This is a genomic window from Candidatus Arsenophonus triatominarum (assembly GCF_001640365.1).
Taxonomy (GTDB): domain Bacteria; phylum Pseudomonadota; class Gammaproteobacteria; order Enterobacterales; family Enterobacteriaceae; genus Arsenophonus; species Arsenophonus triatominarum.
In genome coordinates, this window is record NZ_LWMI01000011.1 from 1 (window position 1) to 25,854 (window position 25,854).

Sequence of the window (25,854 nt, forward strand, 5' to 3'; positions counted from 1 at the left end):
TAGGCGACTTAAATTTTGATTACAAGGTGTGTTATGAGTTATACAATTGATTTTCGACGTAAAGTAATATCTGTAAGGAAAGCCGAAGGTTTAACAATTCGAGAAACTGCGAAACAATTCCGTATTGGAAAAGCGTCTTTAGTACGTTGGCTTAAACGACCAGAGCCAAAAAATTCAACGCCACGTAAGAGGAAGCTCGATAAACAATGCTTTAGCAAAAGATGTGGAACAGTATCCAGATGCTTACCAAAAGGAACGGGCAGAGCGATTCGGTGTTTGTAAAAAGACTATTTGGCAATCCCTTAAAAAGCTGGGATTAACCTATAAAAAAAACTCTATTCCATCCAAAAACCAACGAAAGCGACAGGCTGGCACATCAGCAAAAAAGACAACAGTATGAAAAAAAAGATAAATCTGTTGTTTTTATTGATGAAAGTGGTTTTTCACATGACACTCCACGAACTCACGGCTATTCCCCAAAAGGTCACCGTTGTTTTGGCCTGAAAAACTGGGGTGCTAAGGGAAGAACAAATGTTATTGGCGCTTTATTGGGAACAACCCTTTTTGCTATCGGATTATTTGATTGCAATATTAATCGTGATGTTTTTTATGTTTGGATCACAAAAATATTGCTCCCAGAACTTCCTGAAAATTCTGTTATTTTTATGGACAACGCTAACTTTCACAAAGGTAAGAATATTGAACAGGCAATTATAAACGCAGGACACCAGATAGAATATTTGCCTGTGTATTCACCAGATTTAAATCCTATAGAATAAATGGTCTCAAGCTAAACGTAAAAAGATGGAAACAGGATGCACTATCGATGACCTGTTTTTAATACATATGCTGTAATCAAAATTAAGTCGCCTAGCTATATCGCTATTGGTGTCGGCCTAAGGAGCCAGATATTGAGCGGACGATAAAACGTAGCCTAGTCAGCGAAGCGTGGAACGTTAGTGGCGGCTCTGCTGCGCAAGGACTATCGCCACGATGGTTACCAATACACACAACGTGAAACTTGGGCGGTGGTTAGCGGTAAGTTGATGAAAGAATTAATCATCGTCAGTTGCCAAGAGCGAAAACATAAATACAACCGCGGTGGAAATGAACGTATTGATATTCCAAATCTGCTCAATAGGCAGTTCGCTGTTACAAAGCCTGACCAGGTTTGGTGCGGCGATGTAACCTATATTTGGACAGGCTCACGATGGGCCTATCTGGCTGTGGTATTGGATTTGTTTGCCCGAAAACCGGTGGGCTAGGCAATGTCATTTGCACCAGACTCAGAATTAACCGCCAAAGCACTACAAATGGCTTGGGAACTACGTGGGCATCCCAAACAGGTGATGTTCCATAGTGATCAGGGAAGTCATTATACCAGTCGTCAGTATAGGCAGGCATTGTGGCGTTATCAGATGACCCAAAGTATCAGTCGCAGAGGGAATTGTTGAGATATAGCTAGGCGACTTAATTTTGATTGCAGCATATGTATTAAAAACAGGTCATCGATAGTGCATCCTGTTTCCATCTTTTTACGTTTAGCTTGAGACCATTTATGTTCTATAGGATTTAAATCTGGTGAATACACAGGCAAATATTCTATCTGGTGTCCTGCGTTTATAATTGCCTGTTCAATATTCTTACCTTTGTGAAAGCTAGCGTTGTCCATAAAAATAACAGAATTTTCAGGAAGTTCTGGGAGCAATATTTTTGTGATCCAAACATAAAAAACATCACGATTAATATTGCAATCAAATAATCCGATAGCAAAAAGGGTTGTTCCCAATAAAGCGCCAATAACATTTGTTCTTCCCTTAGCACCCCAGTTTTTCAGGCCAAAACAACGGTGACCTTTTGGGGAATAGCCGTGAGTTCGTGGAGTGTCATGTGAAAAACCACTTTCATCAATAAAAACAACAGATTTATCTTTTTTTTCATACTGTTGTCTTTTTTGCTGATGTGCCAGCCTGTCGCTTTCGTTGGTTTTTGGATGGAATAGAGTTTTTTTTATAGGTTAATCCCAGCTTTTTAAGGGATTGCCAAATAGTCTTTTTACAAACACCGAATCGCTCTGCCCGTTCCTTTTGGTAAGCATCTGGATACTGTTCCACATCTTTTGATAAAGCATTTTTATCGAGCTTCCTCTTACGTGGCGTTGAATTTTTTGGCTCTGGTCGTTTAAGCCAACGTACTAAAGACGCTTTTCCTATACGGAATTGTTTCGCAGTTTCTCGAATTGTTAAACCTTCGGCTTTCCTTACAGATATTACTTTACGTCGAAAATCAATTGTATAACTCATAACACACCTTGTAATCAAAATTAAGTCGCCTAGCTATAATAGTCCGATGGAACGATTCTTCCGTAGTCTGAAGACCGAATGGGTGCCAACGACTGGCTACCAAAGCTTTAGTACTGCTCAGTCAGCCATTATTCGCTACATAACCCACTACTATAGCGATATAAGACCCTCACTGGTATAACGGTGGATTAACGCCAAACGAATCAGAGCGACTGTTCCGTGAACAGTCAGGTAGGGTGACCAATTTTAGTTGACCACTACAATGGTCACTATATCAATAAGGCAATCTACACAGCACTTGGACTAACCACCGATGGGCATAAGGAATTGTTAGGACTCTATATGTCTGAAACAGAAGGAGCACATCATTGGCTGAGCGTTCTGACTGACTTACATAACCGTGGTATACAAGATATTTTAATCGCTTGTGTTGACGGATTAAAAGGGTTTCCGGAAGCGATAGCCAGTATTTTCCCGCAGACAGAAATTCAGCTATGCGTAGTTCATCAAATTCGCAATAGCTTATATATTGCCAGTAAAGACCAAAAAGCCTTTATGGCTGATTTAAAGCCGGTTTATCGTGCAGATACTAAAGCGGCTGCTGAGCTTGCCCTTGATGAACTGGAAACGAAATGGGGTGAAAAATACCCGATAGTGCTAGAATCCTGGCGAAGTAAATGGGAGTTGCTCAGTGCTTATTTTCGATACCCTAAAGCCATTAGAAAACCCATTTATACGACCAATGCAGTAGAGGCGGTTCATCGGCAGTTTAGGATATTAACAAAACCAAAGAGGCTTTTCCTAATGAAAACAGCTTATTAAAATTACTCTATATTGGCATCAATCAGGTATCCAACAAATGGACTATGCCGATTAGTAACTGGGCGTTAACTATTACTCAATTGTCCATCTATTTTAAAGGGCGCCTAGATGGTATAATCAAAATATAAAATCCCCTGACACAGAATTATGAACACCCTCACATCTCAAAATCATTGGGGCCAATTTTTGTTCATGACAAAATTCATTGAGATCAACCTCACTATCCGACATATCAACTAATAACACATCACGTTCATGTAACTCTGTTGCAGCTGTTACACTTAGCATAAGTCGACGAAAACGATGCCAACGCTCAATACCAATAACATTCGCACCACAACGTGTGCGTAGATGTAACTCATCGAGTGAGTAGCCTATATTAAGAGGGAACCTGGACAAATGGCTAAACAACGAGCGCAACCTGTTAGCTTATAATCACAAATAAAGTCTTGAAATGTGCGCCGATGAGGATCAGAACCCGCTGCAATTTCGCGGTTACCTAACCTACGACGAACCAGACACATATAAATAATTGCCAGCAACAGCACTGCAATTCCAATCGGCGTAATGGCAAAAAATTTGAATCCCGCATAACCTTCTCTAACCAGTTCACTATTAACTATCATATTTGGTGGTGTCGCTACTAATGTCATCATACCACTGATAAGTCCAGCAAAGCCTAATGGCATCATCAAACGTCCTGGTGGGATTTTCATTTGTTTAGCAACATTAAAAACAACGGGAATAAAGATGGCAACTATGCCGGTTGAACTCATAAAAGCGCCTAAACCTGCGACTGTGATCATCAAAAAAATCAGCATTTTATTTTCATTATAGCTAGGCGACTTAATTTTGATTACAGCATATGTATTAAAAACAGGTCATCGATAGTGCATCCTGTTTCCATCTTTTTACGTTTAGCTTGAGACCATTTATGTTCTATAGGATTTAAATCTGGTGAATACACAGGCAAATATTCTATCTGGTGTCCTGCGTTTATAATTGCCTGTTCAATATTCTTACCTTTGTGAAAGCTAGCGTTGTCCATAAAAATAACAGAATTTTCAGGAAGTTCTGGGAGCAATATTTTTGTGATCCAAACATAAAAAACATCACGATTAATATTGCAATCAAATAATCCGATAGCAAAAAGGGTTGTTCCCAATAAAGCGCCAATAACATTTGTTCTTCCCTTAGCACCCCAGTTTTTCAGGCCAAAACAACGGTGACCTTTTGGGGAATAGCCGTGAGTTCGTGGAGTGTCATGTGAAAAACCACTTTCATCAATAAAAACAACAGATTTATCTTTTTTTTCATACTGTTGTCTTTTTTGCTGATGTGCCAGCCTGTCGCTTTCGTTGGTTTTTGGATGGAATAGAGTTTTTTTTATAGGTTAATCCCAGCTTTTTAAGGGATTGCCAAATAGTCTTTTTACAAACACCGAATCGCTCTGCCCGTTCCTTTTGGTAAGCATCTGGATACTGTTCCACATCTTTTGCTAAAGCATTTTTATCGAGCTTCCTCTTACGTGGCGTTGAATTTTTTGGCTCTGGTCGTTTAAGCCAACGTACTAAAGACGCTTTTCCAATACGGAATTGTTTCGCAGTTTCTCGAATTGTTAAACCTTCGGCTTTCCTTACAGATATTACTTTACGTCGAAAATCAATTGTATAACTCATAACACACCTTGTAATCAAAATTAAGTCGCCTAGCTATATTACCGGCTACACCAACTAACCAGTCGCCAACTTGGTAGGCAGTACCCGTACGGACTAATCCCTCACTAAAAACAAAAAGTGCCGCAATTAGCAGCACATTGGGATCACTAAAGCCGATTGTTGCTTGTTTAAGCGTCAGAGTTCCACTCAACACTAAAGCCACAATGACTAATAATGCAACAACATCCATACGGATCTTATTAGTCATAAAATGAGTGACGACTATTAGCAGTAAAATTAATACCCATACCCCATACCAGCTGGCTATTCAAAATGACCTCAAATTAAGTCTATTCATCATAGGGCTCATTTGCCAATAAGTAGCGCAAATTTGCCGGCTTAATTTATGAAACTGACATATTTTTATCGCTGAGTCACCGTAACAATACCTTGGTTATCTGGTTTTGAAATATTTAATTCAGTAAATGATTTGATAATTAATGAAATTTCTTCTCGCCGTGGCATACCTGCTGGCGCATGAACAGCGATAACCTGGCAACCCGCATCTAAAGCAGAATAGATCCCTGCCTGCGCATCTTCAACCGCAATACAGGCTTCAGGCGGTAAATTTAGTAGTTGTGCACCAAGCAAAAAAGGATCTGGCTGCGGTTTACCTTGTTCAACTCGTTCAATCGTGACCCAGTGTTTCGGTTCCGGCAAACCTGCCGCTTTACTACGATTAAAAGCAATTGGAACTGTGCCAGAAGTCACTATTGCCCAGGGAATAGCAAATGTATTGAGTTGTTCTAGTAAAGCAATTGCACCAGGTAGTGCTACAATACTCGAAGTATTGGCTGCTTCTAGTTTTTCCAGCCAATAAAAAATTTCATCAATTTCAGTTTCTGAAGCACTTGGCATAAAATGACGGATAGAACTGATTGCCGGTTTGCCATGAATATAGTGCAATACATCAGCTTCTGATACACTGATTCGACGGCTAAATTCTCGCCAGCAATGTTCAACATTAGGTAACGAATCAACCAGCGTGCCATCCAAATCAAATAAAAATCCCTTACATTTTAATACCATTGATGCTCCTCAGATAAGTCATGCATTAATGATTTGATTAATTTCTACTGCACAAAGATGATACTGACGCGGACAAGATGTCCAAACATTTAACATTCTTTAAGATATTTATCCCACATAGGTGTCTGAGCATTAAAATCATCTACTACCTACCACTGACAAAATGACAGTAGCGACCCTCATTATTCACCAAAAAACGAACATAATTGAGATAATGTGCTTCCGTAACAGCATCAAAGCCTAAAAAGATAACTCTTCTGTCCGTAATATCGGTTTTAGATGACAAATTTTCCCAGGAAACTTGCAAGGTTATGATACATTTCCATAATATCAATGATAGTCTGGCAATTTTCTTCTGACAACTCAGCAAAATCTTTCTCTAACTCTCTCATTTGCAAGCCAAAACCATTTTCAATGATAGTTTGACAGCGTTGATAGTGTTTGGCATTATCCGGATCAAGCTTGATCAGCATTTTATACTGGTTAGACAGAATTAAGCGTTGTGCATTAATCATTTACATTATGGCACGAGTTTCGCACCAATAAAAAAACGCTCTATTTTTAAGTTTAATTCAGCATAATATATAAATAGACAAAATCTTATAAATTAAAAGCAACTTAATTGTAATTTAAACAAATTTATACGTTTTAGTAACTTGCAAATTAACCATTGCTTTTAAGCCATTTCTGGAATTTTATATGCCTGTGCGAAACTCGTGTATGGTTCTCCTATACTCGGAAATTTGCTAAATCATCGCATTATCGCCCTTCTTTTTATAGTGATAACTTACCTTTTATTGATCTAAAAAGGCTTTTCAATCTTTAACTATTAATAACCTATTTTGTAATACCTGTTATCTCTATTGCTGACTAGCTAACCCAATAACTATTCAAATTATGTTAAATACCATCAATATAAAGAGCGATCTAATTGTTTAAAAGCACGTTTTAACAATTCTGCTAATGCCTGATAAGTCGGTGCTCCTTTGACAGGTGTGATGGCAATTCCAGCTTGATTAAATTTTTCACGAATTTCATAAAACTAACTTAGTAATGCCGACGGTAGTGGCGTAAACTGAACGCTTACCTAACCACCATAATCCCTGCAAAGGTAAGCTACAAGCAAAAAGCCCTGTTGCCACAGCCGGTCCCAGCTGACCACCTAATGCAATCTGCCAGGTAAGGGTAAAAACAGCAAAAGCAGGCATATAACGAATCGCAAAGCGACTAGCTGTGATCACGCGATGTTCAGGAAAAATAGGCATCAAACATTTTTCTAACGGAAATGTCTTTGCATACTGCCGGCCTAGTTTCAACTTTTGTAAGAAACCTGGGGTCGTTTCTGGTGTCGTATTCATTAATACCTCATATGACTTCAATCAATTTCTCATGCAAAATTAAAAAAAAACGTATAAAGCATAAAATCTTTTTAGTAGAATTTATAGGGTAACTTTGGTTGCCTGAGGCCACGACTTCTATAATCTATAGAAAAAACTTATAACATATAAAGTTTATATTTGGTCTATTACTATATTTTCAATCCATAATGTTAATATTATATTACATCTTTAATATCAACATTGCAAACATAGTTATTTAGTCAATAAATACAATTAAAATATCATAATATTATGTAAATATGATATTAATCATTCAGTATGATCCCAGGGATAAGCTAGGCTACTAGCATTCTATTGGATTGATGTTTATTAACCCTAGTCTTCCTGGTTAATCTGACAAAGAAGACTCCATGATAACGATATAGTAGGTAATTCCATGTCAAGTAAGCTGGTACTTGTCCTCAACTGCGGTAGCTCTTCCCTTAAATTTGCTATCATTGATCCGATTAACGGCGAAGAACAACTATCTGGTTTAGCAGAATGTTTTCATCTACCGGAAGCCCGTATTAAGTGGAAAATAGATGGCACTAAAAACGAAGCTGCTTTAGGTTCAGGCGCTGCCCACAGTGAAGCAATGGCTTTCATTGTCAATCAAATTCTCACCGCAAAAAAAGAATTAGCGCAAGCCATTTCGGCTATTGGCCATCGTATTGTTCATGGTGGTGAAAAATTTACCCAATCGGTTATCATCAATGATGAAGTCATTGAAGGCATTAAAGCCTCTATTCCATTTGCACCACTACATAATCCTGCTGGCATTATTGGACTTGAAGAAGCTAAAAAAGCATTTCCACATTTAAATGACAAGCATGTCGCTGTATTTGACTCCGCCTTCCATCAAACTATGCCGGTTGAAGCTTATTTATATGCTCTGCCTTATAATCTTTACAAAGAGCATGGTATTCGTCGTTACGGTGCGCACGGTACCAGTCATTACTATGTTTCGCAGCAAGCTGCCAAAGTATTGAATAAATCGATCGATAAACTGAATGTAATCACCTGTCATTTGGGCAATGGCGGATCAGTTACCGCGGTCGTTAATGGTCAATCTGTAGATACTTCAATGGGTCTCACACCGCTAGAAGGCTTAGTAATGGGAACCCGCAGTGGTGATATCGATCCAGCTATTGTGTTCCACCTTCACGACGCCTTGGGTATGAGTGTTGATAAGATCAATACATTATTAACCAAAGAGTCTGGCATACTTGGTTTAACTGAAGTTACCAACGATTGTCGTTATGTCGAAGACAATTATGACACTAAAGCAGATGCAAAACGAGCGATGGATGTCTATTGTCATCGTTTAGCCAAATATATCGCCGCTTATTGTGCATTAATGGAAGGACGCCTAGACGCTATTATCTTCACCGGTGGTATTGGCGAAAATTCAGCTTTAGTACGTGAATTAACCCTTAAGAAGCTATCTTTAATTGGTATTAAATATGATCACGAGCGCAACTTAGCCGCCCGTTTTGGCAAATCAGGCAAGATCACAACTGACGATAGCATTCCTACTCTGGTTATTCCAACAAATGAAGAGTTAGTTATTGCTCAGGACGCGAGCCGTCTAACGGCATAAATAGATTAGAAACTGTCAGTCGACCGATTGGCAGTACTGAGTTGAACATCTTGCAATTGTCAAAGAGGTACCTGTGTCCCGTACAATAATGTTAATACCGACTGACATTAGCGTTGGCTTAACCAGCGTCAGTTTAGGGGTCGTCCGTTCAATGGAGCAAAAAGGGGTTAGTCTAACGATTTTTAAACCCATTGCTCAACCCCGTTTTGGTAATAAAGATCAGACAACTGAAGTATTACGCTCCCACTCTAGTGTTCAGGTCGCTGAACCACTAAAAATGAGTTATGTTGAATCCCTACTGGCTAATGATCAAAAAGATGTTTTAATGGAAGAGATTGTTGCGCGATACCATGACAATACGCAGCAGGCTGAAGTTATTCTGATCGAAGGTTTAATGCCTACCCGTAAGCACCCTTTTGCCCAATCGTTAAATTACGATATCGCTAAAACACTGGGGGCTGACGTTATTTTTGTCACCGCACTGGGTAACAATACACCAGAACAGTTAAAAGAGCGCATTGAATTAGCCCGCGCAGAGTTTGGTGGTGGACAAAATAAAAATATCACTGGGGTAATTATCAATAAACTCAATGCACCAGTTGATGAGCATGGCCGTACCCTTCCTGATTTATCAGAAATATTTGATGAATCAACGAAAGCCACAATCGCAAAAATTGACAGCAAAACGTTAGCTGACAATTGTCCGCTACCAATTTTGGGTTGTATTCCGTGGAATTTTGACCTGATAGCTATCCGTGGTATCGATATCGCGAATCATCTGAATGCCACCATCATCAATGAAGGCGCATTACAAACCCGGCGCATAAAATCGGTTATTTTCTGTGCCCGCAGTGTGCCCAATATGGTCGAGCTGTTTCGTCCCGGCACATTGCTAGTGACCTCTTCTGATCGCCCTGATGTTATCGTATCTGCCTGTCTAGCTGCCATGAATGGTATCGAAATTGGCGCGTTACTGTTAACTGGCGGTTACCCTATTGCCAAGCCGATACACGATCTCTGTCACCGCGCTTTCGAAACGGGTTTACCGGTGCTGATGGTAGATACCAATACCTGGCAAACTTCATTAAGTCTACAAAGTTTCAGCTTAGAAGTACATGCAGATGATCATGAGCGGATTGAAAAAATACAAAATTATGTTGCTTTGCATATCAACCAAAAATGGATCAATTCACTGACTGCTGATTCAGAACGACCCAAACGGCTATCACCGCCGGCTTTCCGTTATCAATTAACCGAGCTCGCACGTAAAGCTAACAAACGTATCGTGCTACCGGAAGGTAATGAACCTCGTACGGTAAAAGCAGCGGCTATTTGCGCTGAAAGAGGTATTGCCACCTGTATTTTGCTAGGTGAACCTGATGAAATAAAACGGGTTGCCACCGCGCAAGGAATTGAATTAGGCGCGGGGATCGAAATTGTGGCGCCTAAATCAGTACGGAAAAATTATGTTGAGCGTTTGGTTGAGCTGCGTAAAAATAAAGGCATGACTGAAATTATTGCGCGCGAACAGTTAGAAGATAATGTGGTGTTAGGCACCATGATGCTGGAAAAAAACGAAGTTGATGGTTTAGTTTCCGGCGCGGTTCATACCACCGCCAATACTATTCGCCCACCGCTGCAACTGATCAAAACTGCGCCAGGTAGCTCAATCGTCTCCTCGATATTCTTTATGCTGTTACCTGAGCAAGTATTAGTTTATGGTGACTGCGCGATAAATCCAGACCCAACGGCCGAACAATTATCGGAAATTGCCATTCAGTCAGCCGATTCTGCCAAAACATTTGATATTGAACCGCGCGTGGCGATGATCTCTTATTCTACCGGTAACTCCAGTGCCGGCAGTGACGTAGACAAGGTACGTGAAGCAACCAGTTTGGCGCAAGCGAAACGGCCAGATCTGGTGATCGACGGTCCACTACAATATGATGCCGCCATTATGGCCGATGTGGCTAAATCTAAAGCACCAAATTCACCGGTAGCCGGTCAAGCCACGGTGTTTATTTTCCCTGATCTCAATACTGGCAACACCACTTATAAAGCGGTACAACGTTCAGCTAATCTGGTTTCTATCGGCCCAATGTTGCAAGGGATGCGTAAACCGGTTAATGACTTGTCCCGTGGCGCGCTAGTTGATGATATCGTTTATACCATTGCGCTCACCGCTATTCAGGCAACACAAAATCAAAAATAATGGATTTTTCTCACTAGTGAAAAAGCTGAAACACATTGTGTTTCAGCTTTTTTATTCATTAAACACTTAATTAACCTGAGTTCGGGATAAGAAATAAACACGAGTTTCGCAAGCTCCGAAAAAGAAGTATAAAGTTCAAAACAAGAAAAAAATAGGATGTTTATATTTTGTCCGGTTATCCATGTATTAAAGATATCTACAAAACATTCTTACAGGTGAGCAGTGTGAGATACTCTGGTTTGGCGTTATCCGTAGTAGCTCAGACTTAATCTGACAGTTGCCGGTTATTTATACAGTATCTGTCAGGTTAAATTTGATTTAAATCTTTTTCTCGCCAAAGTTGTTTTCCCTCGTATAAAGTTGCCATAGGAGTTCGACCGCAACACATTTTTCCTTGATGAGTGCGTTAGTTATTGTATTCGTGCTAACCATTTGTCTAAATCAGCTTTTAATTCGGCTAAATTACCGAAGATTTTCTTACGAAAAGCCACCTGATAGAACTCTTGTAATACAGTTTTATGAAAGCGTTCACAAATCCCATTGGTTTGAGGTGAACGAGCTTTAGTTTATGTATGATCAATATCGTTGATAGCGAGATAAAGTTGATAATCGTGATGCTCAACTTTACCACAATACTGACTGCCTCTGTCCGTCAGTATACGTAAAATCGGTAATCCATGCTGGGTGCAAAAAGGCAGAACCTTGTCATTTAATAAATCTGCCGCCGTTATCCCGTTTTTCGTTGTGTAAAGCTTACAATGAACGACTTTACTGTAAGTATCAATGTAAGTCTGTTGATAAACACGACCAACGCCTTTTAAATGACCGACATAAAAAGTGTCCTGTGACCCCAAATAACCCGAATGTGCTGTTTCAATCTCACTATTGGCCTCATCATCCTATGCTTTTTTTTCGAGTGCGCTGATTTGTGATTCTGACAGGATAATCCCTTCTGTCGCTATTTTATCTTCTATTTTTTTAAATTTTCAAGATGATGACGTAGCCAAATAGAACGAACACCACTTCCCGAAACAAAAATGCTTTTTTTCTTAGTTAATTACTACTGCGGTGTTGTCCGTATCAGGGTATTCAATCGCATACTCAACTACAGCGCTTTCAATCTGTTCATCTACTCTATTTTTACGTTAGGTACCCGTCGATTTTGATTAATTAAGGCATCGATCCCACCATCGTTAACAAGCTCTTGATAGCGATAAAACGTATCTCGGGATACCCCCATAATATTACAGGCTTTTGAGACGTTATTAAGCTCTTCAGCGAGGTTAAGTAACCCGACTTTATGTTTAATGATAGGATTATTTGTTTGATACATAGAATTACCTTTTATTTAATTATCTAATGATGTTAACTAAAATTGGTAACTCCCTTTTTTAAATCAGAATTGTCAGATTAAGTTAAGACTAATACAAAAGATTTAAATCAAATTTAACCTGACAGGTACTGTATAAATAACCGGCAACTGTCAGATCAAGTCTGAGCTACTACACCTAAAGCCATTAGAAAACCCATTTATACGACCAATGCAGTAGAGGCGGTTCATCGGCAGTTTAGGAAATTAACTAAAACCAAAGGGGCTTTTCCTAATGAAAACAGCTTATTAAAATTACTCTATATTGGCATCAATCAGGTATCCAACAAATGGACTATGCCGATTAGTAACTGGGCGTTAACCATTGCTCAATTGTCCATCTATTTTAAAAGGCGCCTAGATGGTATAATCAAAATATAAAATCCCCTGACACAGAATTATGAACACCCTCCTGAATAACGGTAGTAAGCGTCGTAGACGGTCTACTCAGCTTTCATTGGCTGAAATGATGACACTGGTTGTTTTGTTTCATCAACTCCGATTCAGCCAATTCAAGGTATTTTATCTCTATCATGTCCGTTTATATCTCAGGAAGGAATTTCCTAACTTGCCATCATATTCATGCTGCGTAGAGTTACTTCCGCGCAATGCCTGGCACTGTTTGAGTCAATTAAGGGAAAGTGCACGGGTCTGTCGGTTGCCGATTCTACTCCGATAGCTGTGTGTGATAACTTACGGATCCGCAGGCATAAAGTCTTCGATGGGATAGCTGAACGAGGAAAAACCTCAACAGGTTGGTTCTTTGGTTTCAAACTTCATGTAATTATCAATCATTTGGGGTAAATACTCAGTTTTCGACTTACACCAGGAAACACAGATGATCGGAAACCATTACCTGAGCTGATAAAAGATCTTTCTGGTTGTTTGTATGCGGATAAAGGGTATTTATCGGCTTCACTGAAACAGCAACTGAAAACAATGGGAATTAACCTTATAACGAATATCAAGAAGAAAATGAAGCCTGTTGAACAGACTTGTTTCGACAAAGCCATCTTGCGTCATCGTTCTGTCATTGAAACGGTATTTGATGAGTTAAAAAATCTTTGTCAGATAGCGCATACGCGGCACCGCTCTCCTGCTAACTTTGTAGTGAATTTATTAGCCGGGCGGGTTGCATATTGTTTAATTCCATCTAAACCAAAGATACCGGTGGCAGGAACATATCTTCAAGCATAATTGATAATGCTTATCCAGAACTCAGGTTAATAAAACGCGGATGTGCTCAGTAATAGCATTTTTGATTACGTCCCAATTTTGTTGATAAAGGGTTATTTTTTCAGATATAGCTAGGCGACTTAATTTTGATTACAAGGTGTGTTATGAGTTATACAATTGATTTTCGACGTAAAGTAATATCTGTAAGGAAAGCCGAAGGTTTAACAATTCGAGAAACTGCGAAACAATTCCGTATTGGAAAAGCGTCTTTAGTACGTTGGCTTAAACGACCAGAGCCAAAAAATTCAACGCCACGTAAGAGGAAGCTCGATAAAAATGCTTTAGCAAAAGATGTGGAACAGTATCCAGATGCTTACCAAAAGGAACGGGCAGAGCGATTCGGTGTTTGTAAAAAGACTATTTGGCAATCCCTTAAAAAGCTGGGATTAACCTATAAAAAAAAACTCTATTCCATCCAAAAACCAACGAAAGCGACAGGCTGGCACATCAGCAAAAAAGACAACAGTATGAAAAAAAAAGATAAATCTGTTGTTTTTATTGATGAAAGTGGTTTTTCACATGACACTCCACTAACTCACGGCTATTCCCCAAAAGGTCACCGTTGTTTTGGCCTGAAAAACTGGGGTGCTAAGGGAAGAACAAATGTTATTGGCGCTTTATTGGGAACAACCCTTTTTGCTATCGGATTATTTGATTGCAATATTAATCGTGATGTTTTTTATGTTTGGATCACAAAAATATTGCTCCCAGAACTTCCTGAAAATTCTGTTATTTTTATGGACAACGCTAGCTTTCACAAAGGTAAGAATATTGAACAGGCAATTATAAACTCAGGACACCAGATAGAATATTTGCCTGTGTATTCACCAGATTTAAATCCTATAGAACATAAATGGTCTCAAGCTAAACGTAAAAAGATGGAAACAGGATGCACTATCGATGACCTGTTTTTAATACATATGCTGTAATCAAAATTAAGTCGCCTAGCTATATACGACGTTTATGTTGTTCAAACCACGCAGAAATAGCGAGAAAAATATGATTTCTTTGCGCTCGGCTTGTGCGAGCCTGACAGCGTTCAATACCACAATTTTGTTTAACTTCTCGATGATAAACTTCAACAGACCAACGGGCATCCATGATAGATTTGACGTATTGACGGGTGGGATTCTCTTTGTTTGTTACTATGTCACGAGTTTCGCAATCTCCAAAAATCCAAAAAAGAAGTATAAAGTTCAAAACAAGAAAAAATTAGGGTGTTTATATTTTGTCCGGTTATCCATGCATTAAAAATATCTACACGAGTTTCGCACAGGCATATAAAATTCCAGAAATGACTTAAAAGCAATGGTTAATTTGCAAGTTACTAAAACGTATAAATTTATTTAAATTACAATAAGTTGCTTTTAATTTATGAGATTTTGTCTATTTATATATTATGCTGAATTAAACTTAAAAATAGAGCGTTTTTTTATTGGTGCGAAACTCGTTATATTTTCTCGCTATTTCTGCGTGGTTTGAACAACATAAACGTCGTATATCTGAAAAAATAACCCTTTATCAACAAAATTGGGACGTAATCAAAAATGCTATTACTGAGCACATCCGTGTTTTATTAGCGTACCCAAATTAGTTTTGTGCGAAACTCGTGCATTAGTAATCGATTTTCCAACTAATGTTTCCAGCTCTAATAGTTAGGCGCCATTATGTCGCAGATAGGTAAAGCTTCATGACATAAAAACTCAGCCACACCCGGGGCAACAATACAGCCTTTTTCAGCATGTCCCATCACCGGATCACAGAAATACCAAGCAGCAGGGTTACTTATTTTTATTTGTTTAACAATATCAACAATCGCTTTACCTTGTTTGGCAGAACCAATATAACCCGTCAGAACCGCATCACAATGTTTTAATTGGTGGATCCTAGCAATTCCGTTAACAATATCTGTTAAATGTTCAGGCGGCATAATACTACCTGTCCATTGTAGATATTGTGTATGATTAGAAAATTGCACCGTATTCAGGGGCCAGACATTCAATTCCCATCCGTTGCATGGTAAAAACCGTGGCACTATTACCTGCATGGCCAAAAATAACATGCGACTGAATTGATAGAACACTTTTCATATATCACTCATTTTATTTTTGATAATACTCGCTGTTACAAAACAAAGTCGTTACTTTCTAAACAAGCAATTAACACATCAGTGATTAATCTAATAAATACCAATAAGTTAATCGCTATCTATGTTAGACAAAGCTTATAGTGATTAAATTTACCCTGCTATGCACCCATTATTGCCAATTAACTAAGCAGTAATGTTTTTTACCACGCCTGATCAAAGAATAACGGCCAAATAGGCGATCTTCCGCAGTAAAAATATATTCAACATCAATACATTTCTTACCATTAACCGCGACCGCGTTTAAGCTTATCATCGTTCTAGCCTGACCTCGTGACGGGACCAATTTCGCCTCGACTAATGCCTGCTGTAAATCTGCTCCTGAATTTAATTTGATCATGGGCATGCCATCTTGTGCCAACTGAGCAAAATCAGCTGCAGTTAATGCAGCAATCGTATCGGAAAATAAGCTTTCGGTGATCCGCTTGGCAGCCTGTAAGCCCTCATCGCCATGTACTAACTGGGTAACTCTCTCCGCTAATACATACTGTGCTCGTGGTGCTTTACCACTATTTTGATCTTCTCTTTGCAAGGCGTCAATTTCTTCGATTGGCATAAAGGTAAAAAACTTAAGAAAACGGTACACATCCGCATCAGCAGTATTAACCCAAAATTGATAAAACTTATATGGGCTGGTTTTTTGCGGATCTAACCAAACCGCCCTCGCTTCGGTCTTGCCAAATTTAGTTCCATCAGATTTAGTAATTAACGGCACCGTCAAACCAAAAACTTGTTTTTGATATAAACGTCGAGTGAGATCAATACCTGAAGTAATATTGCCCCATTGATCAGAGCCGCCTATCTGTAATTCAACATTATGTTGGTGACAAAGGTTGGCAAAATCATAAGACTGAAGCAAATTATAGGAGAACTCAGTAAAAGAGATGCCTGCATCATCGCGCTCAAGTCGCTGTTTAACAGCTTCTTTATTGATCATTTGATTAACAGAAAAATGTTTACCGATATCGCGCAAGAAGGTCAAGACATCCATTTGACCAAACCAATCATAATTATTAACTACCTTGGCGCTATTTTTACCACAATCAAAATCAAGAAATGGCGAAACCTGTTGACGAATTTTTTCTACCCAATGCTGCACCGTTTCACTCGTATTTAATTTACGCTCAGTGGCTTTAAAACTCGGATCGCCAATTAAACCTGTCGCCCCACCCACTAAAGCTACTGGTTGATGTCCCATTTGCTGGAAACGCTTTAAACATAGCAAAGGAACCAAATGCCCTAAGTGCAAGCTATCAGCGGTTGGATCAAATCCACAATAGAGCGCCACTGATCCCTGGGATAGTTTCTCTATTAATGCCTTTTCATCCGTCAGCTGAGCTATTAAACCCCGCTCTTGCAATTGTTCAATTAGGTTCTTGCTAAACATCAATAACTCCATCAATTTTTTATTTCGTTGATTTTGTGGATAAATATAATATAAATAAGCGCAATAGAATAAAACGCGAGTCAAATAAGTGCCAGTTAAAAATCATTTTTTCCGTTTATGGCGCCAAGCGATCAATTTGCCAATGACTATGTTGCCATTGATACAAAAATCGATCATGTAGCCGTTTAGTGCCACCTTGCCAAAATTCAACACTGTTAAATCTGACGCGATATCCGCCCCAAAAACTAGGTAAGGGAATTTCCCCATTTTTAAATTTTTGTTTTAATTCAAAAAATTTATTTTCTAATAAACTTCTAGCAGAAATTTTTGCTGATTGCTGTGAAACCCAGGCCGCTATTTGACTATCTTTTGGTCGACTATGAAAGTATTTTATTACCTCAAGTGGAGTGAGTTTTTCTGCTTCACCCAAAAAGCAAACCTGACGTTCTAAGTGATACCAGGGAAATAGTAAACTGACCTTATTGTTATGAGCGATATGTTGTGCCTTACGACTAGATAAATTGGTATAAAATATCAGTCCATTTTTATCATAATGTTTAAGTAATACAATGCGTTGGTATGGTTGTCCATCGCTGTCTACCGTTGCAACACACATGGCTGTTGGATCGGCTAATTTTGCTTCATAAGCCTGCTTTAACCAACGCTCAAACAATACTAATGGCTGGTCGGTTAAATCCTTACGTCTTAAACCACCTTGGGTATATTCCCGCCTTAAACTAGCAATATCCAACTGAATTTTTTCTACCATTTTTTTGCCTCTGTCTTGTTACGATAGATATCATTTTATTCACTATTGGCCGGATAAATTGTGCCTAATACTGTTTCCTGGTTAGCGCCAGTAACAGAGGGTAAATTGCCTGGCAAACCCGATAAGGTACGAGCCGCTAGCCAAGCAAAAGCCAAAGCTTCGACATTATCTCCGCTCAAACCATATTCATCTGTTGATGCCACCACAATATTGGTTAACAATTCGCTTAACCTTGCCATAAGATAGCTATTTTTAGCTCCTCCACCACAAACCAACAAACAATCTGCTTTGTCATAAAGCAAAACCTGATCAACGCTCGAACGGATGGTTAATTCTGCCAAAGTCGCCTGTACATCCTGGGCTGATAAATTTAAGTACGATGTCAGATATTTTTGTAACCAAGCAAAATTGAAATATTCTCTACCAGTACTTTTGGGCGCTGGCCGCTTAAAATAGGGATCCGCTAGCATTTCAGTCAGAAGCGACTTATTAACCTGCCCTGAGCGCGCCCAATCGCTGTTATTATCATAAGGTTTATTTAAATGTTGATTGGGCCAGATATCCAACAGCATATTTCCAGGTCCGGTATCATAGCCTTTAATTATTGAATTCCCAAATAAAGTAGTAAGATTAGCGATACCACCAATATTTAACACGAGTTTCGCACCAATAAAAAAACGCTCTATTTTTCAGTTTAATTCAGCATAATATATAAATAGACAAAATCTTATAAATAAAAGGCAACTTATTGTAATTTAAACAAATTTATACGTTTTAGTAACTTGCAAATTAACCATTGCTTTTAAGCCATTTCTGGAATTTTATATGCCTGTGCGAAACTCGTGAACAAGAAAAAATTAGAGTGTTCATATTTTGTCCGGTTATCCATGCATTAAAAATATATATAAACATTCTTACAAGTAAGCAGTGTAAGATACTCTGATTTGGCGTTATCAGAAGTAAGCCCATCGCCTTTATCTCATGACATTAAAATAGTTGCTGAATAGAGACTTGCATTTTTTGTCACGCTATAGACAATAAAAAGAGGTTTAACTTAGAAAATAACGGTTTGAAATGATCAACAAAGAGCGATTGTTACGAGATAATCGTTTATGTAAAGCAATCATTGGATTATCAGTCGAAGAATTGAAAAATTTAGCCGCTGAATTTTCAGCTTGTTATTTGATTTATCGGAAAAAGAATCGAAAAGATCACGAGCGGCAGATGGGTGCAGGGCAGAAAGGATTTATCCCAACCCCATTAGATAAACTGCTTTTTATTTTATTGTATTTAAAATGTTATCCGACCTATGATTTGCAAGGACTTCTTTTTGGTTTAGATAGAACACGGGTATGTCGCTGGGTAAAAATATTATTGCCGGTTGATGACCTTGGGGCGAGAATGTGTTTTGCCCGCTCGTCAAATTCGCTCCGCTGAGGAATTTTTTCGCGCCTTTCCTGGAGTTAAAGACGTCTTTATTGATGGGACAGAGCGACCTGTCCAAAAGCCTAAGAATCTGCGTCGGCGAAAAAAAATGTATTCGGGAAAGAAAAGACAGACCACTCGAAAAGGGCTTATTATGACTGACGAAACGAGGAAAATTGGATTTATCCCCATGATCAAAAATGGGCGCCGTCACGATAAACGCTTACTCGATAAAGTCGATATAATTCGCCATATTCCCCCTGAGGTAACCATCTGGGCCGATACCGGTTTTCAAGGTATAGATAAACAGCATCCTAATACACAAATCCCAAAAAAAGGAACTCGAAAAAGACCTTTATCGCCTGAACAAAAACAAGAAAATAAAATAATCTCGGGCATCCGTATTACGGTTGAACACGCCATCGCGGGTATCAAGCGCCTCGGTTGTATGACCCAAATTTTACGGAATCGTAGACCCTTTATTGATGATACCTTTTTACTCCTTAGTGCCGGTCTTTGGAATTTCCATCTCAGAACAGCCTAAAATTTACTTCAATCATCGAAATACCCTTATTTCACTATTAAGCAACACGCTTGTTGTGTGTATTGGTAACCATCGTGGCGATAGTCCTTGCGCCAGCAGAGCCGCCACTAACGTTCCACGCTTCGCTGACTAGGCTACGTTTTATCGTCCGCTCAATATCTGGCTCCTTAGGCCGACACCAATAGCGATAACTGCTTCGGTGAACATTAAAAATACGACACAAAGTTTTCACCGGATAAAGCACTCTTAGCTTTTCAACTACCGAAAATTTTTCAGTGAGTCGGACATTAAGAGCGCAGTAGCCTTTTTTAAGATGTCATTCTCCATTTCCAGCCGGTGGATTTTTTTCTTCATTTCTCTGAACTCAATTTGTTCAGGTGTTAATGGCAGACCAGGCGATGTTTTCCCTTGACGTTCTAAACGAAGGGCTCTTACCCACCGGCTAATCGCTGAAAGACTGACGTTCATGCCTTTCGCGGCTTCCTGGTAGGTGTAATTTTGGTCAAGGACTAATTTGGCGGTTTCACATTTAAATTCAGCAGTAATTATTTTACTCATTTCGGCACCTATAAAAATTATGAGGTAAGCATATCACCTCAACTTAGGTGGCCAAATTTAGTATGCCACTACAGGGGCTTTTCCTAATGAAAACAGCTTATTAAAATTACTCTATATTGGCATCAATCAGGTATCCAACAAATGGACTATGCCGATTAGTAACTGGGCGTTAACCATTGCTCAATTGTCCATCTATTTTAAAGGGCGCCTAGATGGTATAAAATCCCCTGACACAGAATTATGAACACCCTCCATTCAACTATTTGGATAGCAAGACTTTCACTTTATTTCTTATCCCGAACTCAGGTTATATTTAGATTGTAGAAAGTAAATTAATTTTGCTATTTGTCTGATTATCCAGTTCGTTTATATAAATAAATTATGATATTTGTGTATTCATGATTATTATTACACTGTAAATCAGATTTCCAAAAGGAGTAATCATGTTAAAGCAAGTTCTCGTCGGTATTTTTACAATAACAGCTTTATCGGGCTGTATAAATACAGGTAGTCTTTCTGGGGACACTTATACCGCATCTCAAGCTAAACAAGTACAAACTGTGACCTATGGTACCGTTACTCGCGTAACCCCTGTTAATATTCAGGCCGGTGGTGACGAAAACATCATAGGAGCACTGGGTGGTGCTGTTCTGGGTGGGTTATTGGGTAATACGGTTGGCGGGGGCACAGGAAAAACCCTTGCAACGGCAGCCGGTGCGATCGCCGGTGGTGTTGCCGGTCAAAATGTTCAAGGGGCACTTAACAAAACAAAAGGCGTTCAACTGGAAATTAGGTTGGATAATGGCCGAGTTATCTCTGTGGTGCAAAAAGGTGATCCAAACAGCTTCCGTAATGGCCAACGTGTATCTATTATAGGTAGTGGAAATAACATTACTGTTTCACCTCGTTAACTCAACTTAAATAGCATACGCGACTAGATTTAGATAATTAGAGCCGCGTATGCATTATATTATAACGCCATTTGATCTTTTTTATTACGCTATCATTTATTACGAATGATTATGTAACCGAATAATATTGTATTCGTCTAACCATTTGTCTAAATCAGCCCCACGAGTTTCGCACCAATAAAAAACGCTCTATTTTTAAGTTTAATTCAGCATAATATATAAATAGACAAAATCTTATAAATTAAAAGCAACTTATTATAATTTAAACAAATTTATACGTTTTAGTAACTTGCAAATTAACCATTGCTTTTAAGCCATTTCTGGAATTTTATATGCCTGTGCGAAAATCGTGTCAGCTTGTAATTCGGCTAAATTACCGAAGATTTTCTTACGAAAAGCCACCTGATAGAACGCTTGTAATACAGTTTTATGAAAGCGTTCACAAATCCCATTGGTTTGAGGTGAACGAGCTTTAGTTTTTGTATGATCAATATCGTTGATAGCGAGATAAAGTTGATGATCGTGATGCTCAACTTTACCACAATACTCACTGCCTCTGTCCGTCAGTATACGTAAAATAACCTGAGTTCGGGATAAGCATTATCAATTATGCTTGAAGATATAGCTAGGCGACTTAATTTTGATTACAGCATATGTATTAAAAACAGGTCATCGATAGTGCATCCTGTTTCCATCTTTTTACGTTTAGCTTGAGACCATTTATGTTCTATAGGATTTAAATCTGGTGAATACACAGGCAAATATTCTATCTGGTGTCCTGCGTTTATAATTGCCTGTTCAATATTCTTACCTTTGTGAAAGCTAGCGTTGTCCATAAAAATAACAGAATTTTCAGGAAGTTCTGGGAGCAATATTTTTGTGATCCAAACATAAAAAACATCACGATTAATATTGCAATCAAATAATCCGATAGCAAAAAGGGTTGTTCCCAATAAAGCGCCAATAACATTTGTTCTTCCCTTAGCACCCCAGTTTTTCAGGCCAAAACAACGGTGACCTTTTGGGGAATAGCCGTGAGTTCGTGGAGTGTCATGTGAAAAACCACTTTCATCAATAAAAACAACAGATTTATCTTTTTTTTCATACTGTTGTCTTTTTTGCTGATGTGCCAGCCTGTCGCTTTCGTTGGTTTTTGGATGGAATAGAGTTTTTTTTATAGGTTAATCCCAGCTTTTTAAGGGATTGCCAAATAGTCTTTTTACAAACACCGAATCGCTCTGCCCGTTCCTTTTGGTAAGCATCTGGATACTGTTCCACATCTTTTGCTAAAGCATTTTTATCGAGCTTCCTCTTACGTGGCGTTGAATTTTTTGGCTCTGGTCGTTTAAGCCAACGTACTAAAGACGCTTTTCCAATACGGAATTGTTTCGCAGTTTCTCGAATTGTTAAACCTTCGGCTTTCCTTACAGATATTACTTTACGTCGAAAATCAATTGTATAACTCATAACACACCTTGTAATCAAAATTAAGTCGCCTAGCTATAACAGCGAACTTCCTATTGAGCAGATTTGGAATATCAATACGTTCATTTCCACCGCGGTTGTATTTATGTTTTCGCTCTTGGCAACTGACGATGATTAATTCTTTCATCAACTTACCCGCTAACCACCGCCCAAGTTTCACGTTGTGTGTATTGGTAACCATCGTGGCGATAGTCCTTGCGCCAGCAGAGCCGCCACTAACGTTCCACGCTTCGCTGACTAGGCTACGTTTTATCGTCTGCTCAATATCTGGCTCCTTAGGCCGACACCAATAGCGATAACTGCTTCGGTGAACATTAAAAATACGACACAAAGTTTTCACCGGATAAAGCACTCTTAGCTTTTCAACTACCGAAAATTTTTCAGTGAGTCGGACATTAAGAGCGCAGTAGCCTTTTTTAAGATGTCATTCTCCATTTCCAGCCGGTGGATTTTTTTCTTCATTTCTCTGAACTCAATTTGTTCAGGTGTAGTGTAGTGGCATACTAAATTTGGCCACCTAAGTTGAGGTGATATGCTTACCTCATAATTTTTATAGGTGCCGAAATGAGTAAAATAATTACTGCTGAATTTAAATGTGAAACCGCCAAATTAGTCCTTGACCAAAATTACACCTACCAGGAAGCCGCGAAAGGCATGAACGTCAGTCTTTCAGCGATTAGCCGGTGGGTAAGAGCCCTTCGTTTAGAACGTCAAGGGAAAACATCGCCTGGTCTGCCATTAACACCTGAACAAATTGAGTTCAGAGAAATGAAGAAAAAAATCCACCGGCTGGAAATGGAGAATGACATCTTAAAAAAGGCTACTGCGCTCTTAATGTCCGACTCACTGAAAAATTTTCGGTAGTTGAAAAGCTAAGAGTGCTTTATCCGGTGAAAACTTTGTGTCGTATTTTTAATGTTCACCGAAGCAGTTATCGCTATTGGTGTCGGCCTAAGGAGTGTAGTGGCCAATTTTAGTTGACCACTACAATCTACTCTATTTTTTACGTTAGGCACCCGTCGATTTTGATTAATTAAATCGTCTATCCCACCATCGTTAACAAGTTCCTGGTAGCGATAAAACGTATCTCGGGATACCCCCATAATCTTACAGGCTTTTGAGACGTTATTAAGCTCTTCAGCGAGGTTAAGTAACCCGACTTTATGTTTGAGATAGGATTATTTGTTTGATACATAGAATTACCTTTTATTTAATTATCTAATGATGTTAATTAAAACCGGTAATGCTCTTTTTTAAATCAGAATCGTCAGATTAAGTTAAGACTAATACACCTAATATCTCCTTTCGGGTTTTTTCAATTACATCATCAACCTGTTTAATAAATGGCATCGATTCTTCTGTTAATTTAACACAAGTTTCGCACCAATAAAAAAACGCTCTATTTTTAAGTTTAATTCAGCATAATTATATAAATAGAAAAAACTTATAAATTAAAAGCAACTTATTGTAATTTAAACAAATTTATACGTTTTAGTAACTTGCAAATTAACCATTGCTTTTAAGCCATTTCTGGAATTTTATATGCCTGTGCGAAACTCGTGTTTAATTCTTTTTGCTCGTCTATCGTTGACACAGGTGTGACGCGTGATCAATTTCTTTTCTTCTAATTGATCGAGAGTTCTAACTAGCGATGGTTGTTCAATACCTATTGCTTTAGCCAATTGAATTTGTGATTGATCAGGCGGTATAGCTAGGCGACTTAATTTTGATTACAAGGTGTGTTATGAGTTATACAATTGATTTTCGACGTAAAGTAATATCTGTAAGGAAAGCCGAAGGTTTAACAATTCGAGAAACTGCGAAACAATTCCGTATTGGAAAAGCGTCTTTAGTACGTTGGCTTAAACGACCAGAGCCAAAAAATTCAACGCCACGTAAGAGGAAGCTCGATAAAAATGCTTTAGCAAAAGATGTGGAACAGTATCCAGATGCTTACCAAAAGGAACGGGCAGAGCGATTCGGTGTTTGTAAAAAGACTATTTGGCAATCCCTTAAAAAGCTGGGATTAACCTATAAAAAAAACTCTATTCCATCCAAAAACCAACGAAAGCGACAGGCTGGCACATCAGCAAAAAAGACAACAGTATGAAAAAAAAGATAAATCTGTTGTTTTTATTGATGAAAGTGGTTTTTCACATGACACTCCACGAACTCACGGCTATTCCCCAAAAGGTCACCGTTGTTTTGGCCTGAAAAACTGGGGTGCTAAGGGAAGAACAAATGTTATTGGCGCTTTATTGGGAACAACCCTTTTTGCTATCGGATTATTTGATTGCAATATTAATCGTGATGTTTTTTATGTTTGGATCACAAAAATATTGCTCCCAGAACTTCCTGAAAATTCTGTTATTTTTATGGACAACGCTAGCTTTCACAAAGGTAAGAATATTGAACAGGCAATTATAAACGCAGGACACCAGATAGAATATTTGCCTGTGTATTCACCAGATTTAAATCCTATAGAACATAAATGGTCTCAAGCTAAACGTAAAAAGATGGAAACAGGATGCACTATCGATGACCTGTTTTTAATACATATGCTGTAATCAAAATTAAGTCGCCTAGCTATAACTGGCTAATGTTATATAAGGTTACCCAATGAGTTTGGGTGAGCTTTAATGGTTTCAGACGATGATCAATCAATACCCGCCAGACTCGAACTAAACGCGCAAGATCAGCTCCTATTCTTGATTCCAATTGTTCCTTCTTAAAAATAGAATACCATCTACATCTATAATTATTAAATTGCCAATTGATATCCCAGAAACATATATCTATTTCTATTCACTAAGATATTAATATAGAAATGGGTAAAGATATTTAACATAATAATATATAAACTTATATTTCATTATTAGTATATTAAGTTGACTTAATTAGTGTTCTAATCATTACCCACTTATTTACTATATAAAACAAAAGGCTATTAGTTAAATATCC

20 protein-coding genes and 22 pseudogenes are annotated in these 25,854 nt (G+C 38.5%); 19 read left to right on the forward strand and 23 right to left on the reverse strand.

The window, feature by feature from the left end:
• Positions 1-33: 33 nt before the first annotated feature.
• The 4 genes and pseudogenes from AYJ55_RS10695 to AYJ55_RS10705 all read left to right on the forward strand — a co-directional run.
• On the forward strand, positions 34-282 hold the full coding sequence (locus AYJ55_RS10695) for an IS630 transposase-related protein (RefSeq protein WP_281181131.1): 249 nt from the start codon (positions 34-36) through the stop codon (positions 280-282).
• Positions 224-400, forward strand: coding sequence for an IS630 transposase-related protein (locus tag AYJ55_RS34590; RefSeq protein WP_162505852.1), 177 nt, complete (start codon positions 224-226; stop codon positions 398-400). Before AYJ55_RS10695 ends, AYJ55_RS34590 begins: the two co-directional genes overlap by 59 nt.
• Positions 369-779 (forward strand): transposase, encoded by a 411-nt coding sequence (locus tag AYJ55_RS25780; protein WP_342668163.1) that lies wholly within the window; start codon positions 369-371, stop codon positions 777-779. Before AYJ55_RS34590 ends, AYJ55_RS25780 begins: the two co-directional genes overlap by 32 nt.
• Before the next feature lie 98 nt (positions 780-877).
• Positions 878-1,451, forward strand: a pseudogene (locus AYJ55_RS10705) (IS3 family transposase); the annotation flags it as partial.
• On the opposite strand, the gene AYJ55_RS10710 reads toward AYJ55_RS10705, so the two are convergent.
• Positions 1,415-2,014 carry an IS630 family transposase gene (locus AYJ55_RS10710; RefSeq protein ID WP_342668164.1) on the reverse strand — a complete coding sequence of 200 codons (600 nt, stop codon included), beginning with the start codon at positions 2,012-2,014 and terminating at the stop codon, positions 1,415-1,417. The pseudogene AYJ55_RS10705 and the gene AYJ55_RS10710 sit on opposite strands and share 37 nt — an antisense overlap.
• Entirely contained in the window at positions 1,938-2,303 is a 366-nt protein-coding gene (locus AYJ55_RS10715) for an IS630 transposase-related protein (RefSeq protein ID WP_063655295.1), read from the reverse strand. Before AYJ55_RS10715 ends, AYJ55_RS10710 begins: the two co-directional genes overlap by 77 nt.
• Before the next feature lie 37 nt (positions 2,304-2,340).
• Between AYJ55_RS10715 and AYJ55_RS25785 the strand changes: the two are divergent.
• Both AYJ55_RS25785 and AYJ55_RS10720 read left to right on the forward strand, forming a co-directional pair.
• Positions 2,341-2,557, forward strand: a pseudogene (locus tag AYJ55_RS25785) (integrase core domain-containing protein); the annotation flags it as partial.
• A gap of 7 nt (positions 2,558-2,564) precedes the next feature.
• Positions 2,565-3,253 (forward strand): annotated as a pseudogene (locus tag AYJ55_RS10720) (IS256 family transposase); the annotation flags it as partial.
• 28 nt (positions 3,254-3,281) lie between these two features.
• On the opposite strand, the pseudogene AYJ55_RS10725 reads toward AYJ55_RS10720, so the two are convergent.
• The 7 genes and pseudogenes from AYJ55_RS10725 to yfbV all read right to left on the reverse strand — a co-directional run.
• A pseudogene (locus AYJ55_RS10725) lies at positions 3,282-3,955 on the reverse strand (cation:proton antiporter regulatory subunit); the annotation flags it as partial.
• 26 nt (positions 3,956-3,981) lie between these two features.
• Entirely contained in the window at positions 3,982-4,515 is a 534-nt protein-coding gene (locus tag AYJ55_RS10730) for an IS630 family transposase (RefSeq protein ID WP_162505291.1), read from the reverse strand.
• Positions 4,439-4,804, reverse strand: a complete 366-nt coding sequence (locus tag AYJ55_RS10735) for an IS630 transposase-related protein (protein WP_063653415.1) — start codon at positions 4,802-4,804, stop codon at positions 4,439-4,441. Before AYJ55_RS10735 ends, AYJ55_RS10730 begins: the two co-directional genes overlap by 77 nt.
• Before the next feature lie 22 nt (positions 4,805-4,826).
• Positions 4,827-5,111: pseudogene (locus tag AYJ55_RS34595) on the reverse strand (SLC13 family permease); the annotation flags it as partial.
• Between the two features lie 95 nt (positions 5,112-5,206).
• Positions 5,207-5,872 (reverse strand): sugar phosphatase, encoded by a 666-nt coding sequence (locus AYJ55_RS10745; RefSeq protein ID WP_063656309.1) that lies wholly within the window; start codon positions 5,870-5,872, stop codon positions 5,207-5,209.
• Between the two features lie 18 nt (positions 5,873-5,890).
• Positions 5,891-6,387 (reverse strand): annotated as a pseudogene (locus AYJ55_RS10750) (YfbU family protein).
• 395 nt (positions 6,388-6,782) lie between these two features.
• Positions 6,783-7,230, reverse strand: a pseudogene (yfbV, locus tag AYJ55_RS10755) (terminus macrodomain insulation protein YfbV).
• A gap of 418 nt (positions 7,231-7,648) precedes the next feature.
• Here yfbV and AYJ55_RS10760 point away from each other — a divergent pair.
• Both AYJ55_RS10760 and pta read left to right on the forward strand, forming a co-directional pair.
• Entirely contained in the window at positions 7,649-8,851 is a 1,203-nt protein-coding gene (locus tag AYJ55_RS10760; protein WP_063656311.1) for an acetate kinase, read from the forward strand.
• A 73-nt stretch (positions 8,852-8,924) separates the two neighbouring features.
• Positions 8,925-11,063 carry a phosphate acetyltransferase gene (gene pta, locus AYJ55_RS10765; RefSeq protein WP_063656313.1) on the forward strand — a complete coding sequence of 713 codons (2,139 nt, stop codon included), beginning with the start codon at positions 8,925-8,927 and terminating at the stop codon, positions 11,061-11,063.
• A 307-nt stretch (positions 11,064-11,370) separates the two neighbouring features.
• Here the strand turns inward: pta and AYJ55_RS28690 are convergent.
• Positions 11,371-12,396, reverse strand: a pseudogene (locus AYJ55_RS28690) (IS481 family transposase).
• Between the two features lie 174 nt (positions 12,397-12,570).
• On the opposite strand from AYJ55_RS28690, the pseudogene AYJ55_RS28695 reads away from it, so the two are divergent.
• From AYJ55_RS28695 to AYJ55_RS10785, 3 genes and pseudogenes are all read left to right on the forward strand, one after another.
• Positions 12,571-12,813, forward strand: a pseudogene (locus AYJ55_RS28695) (transposase); the annotation flags it as partial.
• 28 nt (positions 12,814-12,841) lie between these two features.
• A pseudogene (locus AYJ55_RS10780) lies at positions 12,842-13,629 on the forward strand (IS982 family transposase); the annotation flags it as partial.
• Between the two features lie 143 nt (positions 13,630-13,772).
• Positions 13,773-14,597 carry an IS630 family transposase gene (locus AYJ55_RS10785; protein ID WP_063656318.1) on the forward strand — a complete coding sequence of 275 codons (825 nt, stop codon included), beginning with the start codon at positions 13,773-13,775 and terminating at the stop codon, positions 14,595-14,597.
• Positions 14,598-14,619: 22 nt separating this feature from the next.
• On the opposite strand, the pseudogene AYJ55_RS25800 reads toward AYJ55_RS10785, so the two are convergent.
• Positions 14,620-14,817, reverse strand: a pseudogene (locus AYJ55_RS25800) (transposase); the annotation flags it as partial.
• A 307-nt stretch (positions 14,818-15,124) separates the two neighbouring features.
• Here AYJ55_RS25800 and AYJ55_RS30680 point away from each other — a divergent pair.
• Positions 15,125-15,262: pseudogene (locus tag AYJ55_RS30680) on the forward strand (IS701 family transposase); the annotation flags it as partial.
• 19 nt (positions 15,263-15,281) lie between these two features.
• Here AYJ55_RS30680 and pdxY read toward each other — a convergent pair.
• The 4 genes and pseudogenes from pdxY to AYJ55_RS10805 form a co-directional block, all read right to left on the reverse strand.
• Positions 15,282-15,758, reverse strand: a pseudogene (gene pdxY, locus AYJ55_RS10790) (pyridoxal kinase); the annotation flags it as partial.
• Between the two features lie 168 nt (positions 15,759-15,926).
• Positions 15,927-17,201: a tyrosine--tRNA ligase gene (gene tyrS, locus AYJ55_RS10795; RefSeq protein WP_063656490.1), complete on the reverse strand. Its 1,275-nt coding sequence runs from the start codon at positions 17,199-17,201 to the stop codon at positions 15,927-15,929.
• Between the two features lie 115 nt (positions 17,202-17,316).
• Positions 17,317-17,970, reverse strand: coding sequence for a pyridoxamine 5'-phosphate oxidase (gene pdxH / locus AYJ55_RS10800; protein WP_063656320.1), 654 nt, complete (start codon positions 17,968-17,970; stop codon positions 17,317-17,319).
• Between the two features lie 35 nt (positions 17,971-18,005).
• Positions 18,006-18,632, reverse strand: a pseudogene (locus AYJ55_RS10805) (anhydro-N-acetylmuramic acid kinase); the annotation flags it as partial.
• 211 nt (positions 18,633-18,843) lie between these two features.
• Between AYJ55_RS10805 and AYJ55_RS35900 the strand changes: the two are divergent.
• From AYJ55_RS35900 to AYJ55_RS25805, 3 genes and pseudogenes are all read left to right on the forward strand, one after another.
• Positions 18,844-18,956, forward strand: a pseudogene (locus AYJ55_RS35900) (IS701 family transposase); the annotation flags it as partial.
• Between the two features lie 88 nt (positions 18,957-19,044).
• Positions 19,045-19,407 (forward strand): helix-turn-helix domain-containing protein, encoded by a 363-nt coding sequence (locus AYJ55_RS28700; RefSeq protein WP_063656324.1) that lies wholly within the window; start codon positions 19,045-19,047, stop codon positions 19,405-19,407.
• On the forward strand, positions 19,355-19,939 hold the full coding sequence (locus AYJ55_RS25805; protein WP_162505474.1) for a transposase family protein: 585 nt from the start codon (positions 19,355-19,357) through the stop codon (positions 19,937-19,939). Before AYJ55_RS28700 ends, AYJ55_RS25805 begins: the two co-directional genes overlap by 53 nt.
• A gap of 64 nt (positions 19,940-20,003) precedes the next feature.
• Here AYJ55_RS25805 and AYJ55_RS33025 read toward each other — a convergent pair.
• Positions 20,004-20,497, reverse strand: a pseudogene (locus AYJ55_RS33025) (transposase); the annotation flags it as partial.
• A gap of 443 nt (positions 20,498-20,940) precedes the next feature.
• Between AYJ55_RS33025 and AYJ55_RS10830 the strand changes: the two are divergent.
• Complete coding sequence (locus tag AYJ55_RS10830) at positions 20,941-21,408, forward strand: outer membrane lipoprotein (protein ID WP_063656328.1); 468 nt, start codon at positions 20,941-20,943, stop codon at positions 21,406-21,408.
• A gap of 351 nt (positions 21,409-21,759) precedes the next feature.
• Here the strand turns inward: AYJ55_RS10830 and AYJ55_RS25810 are convergent.
• From AYJ55_RS25810 to AYJ55_RS10845, 4 genes and pseudogenes are all read right to left on the reverse strand, one after another.
• Positions 21,760-21,987: pseudogene (locus AYJ55_RS25810) on the reverse strand (IS481 family transposase); the annotation flags it as partial.
• A gap of 65 nt (positions 21,988-22,052) precedes the next feature.
• Positions 22,053-22,586, reverse strand: a complete 534-nt coding sequence (locus AYJ55_RS10835; RefSeq protein WP_162505291.1) for an IS630 family transposase — start codon at positions 22,584-22,586, stop codon at positions 22,053-22,055.
• Positions 22,510-22,875 (reverse strand): IS630 transposase-related protein, encoded by a 366-nt coding sequence (locus tag AYJ55_RS10840; RefSeq protein ID WP_063653415.1) that lies wholly within the window; start codon positions 22,873-22,875, stop codon positions 22,510-22,512. The genes AYJ55_RS10835 and AYJ55_RS10840 overlap by 77 nt, the downstream gene beginning before the upstream one ends.
• Positions 22,876-22,912: 37 nt before the next feature.
• Positions 22,913-23,382 (reverse strand): annotated as a pseudogene (locus AYJ55_RS10845) (transposase family protein); the annotation flags it as partial.
• Between the two features lie 75 nt (positions 23,383-23,457).
• On the opposite strand from AYJ55_RS10845, the pseudogene AYJ55_RS10850 reads away from it, so the two are divergent.
• A pseudogene (locus AYJ55_RS10850) lies at positions 23,458-23,864 on the forward strand (transposase); the annotation flags it as partial.
• Positions 23,865-23,882: 18 nt separating this feature from the next.
• Here the strand turns inward: AYJ55_RS10850 and AYJ55_RS25820 are convergent.
• Positions 23,883-24,088, reverse strand: a pseudogene (locus AYJ55_RS25820) (helix-turn-helix domain-containing protein); the annotation flags it as partial.
• A gap of 367 nt (positions 24,089-24,455) precedes the next feature.
• A pseudogene (locus AYJ55_RS25825) lies at positions 24,456-24,602 on the reverse strand (MarR family transcriptional regulator); the annotation flags it as partial.
• A gap of 35 nt (positions 24,603-24,637) precedes the next feature.
• Between AYJ55_RS25825 and AYJ55_RS10855 the strand changes: the two are divergent.
• Entirely contained in the window at positions 24,638-25,003 is a 366-nt protein-coding gene (locus AYJ55_RS10855) for an IS630 transposase-related protein (RefSeq protein ID WP_063653415.1), read from the forward strand.
• Positions 24,972-25,460 (forward strand): IS630 family transposase, encoded by a 489-nt coding sequence (locus tag AYJ55_RS10860; protein WP_063653499.1) that lies wholly within the window; start codon positions 24,972-24,974, stop codon positions 25,458-25,460. Before AYJ55_RS10855 ends, AYJ55_RS10860 begins: the two co-directional genes overlap by 32 nt.
• Before the next feature lie 22 nt (positions 25,461-25,482).
• On the opposite strand, the pseudogene AYJ55_RS25830 reads toward AYJ55_RS10860, so the two are convergent.
• Positions 25,483-25,629, reverse strand: a pseudogene (locus tag AYJ55_RS25830) (hypothetical protein); the annotation flags it as partial.
• Positions 25,630-25,854: the final 225 nt, after the last annotated feature.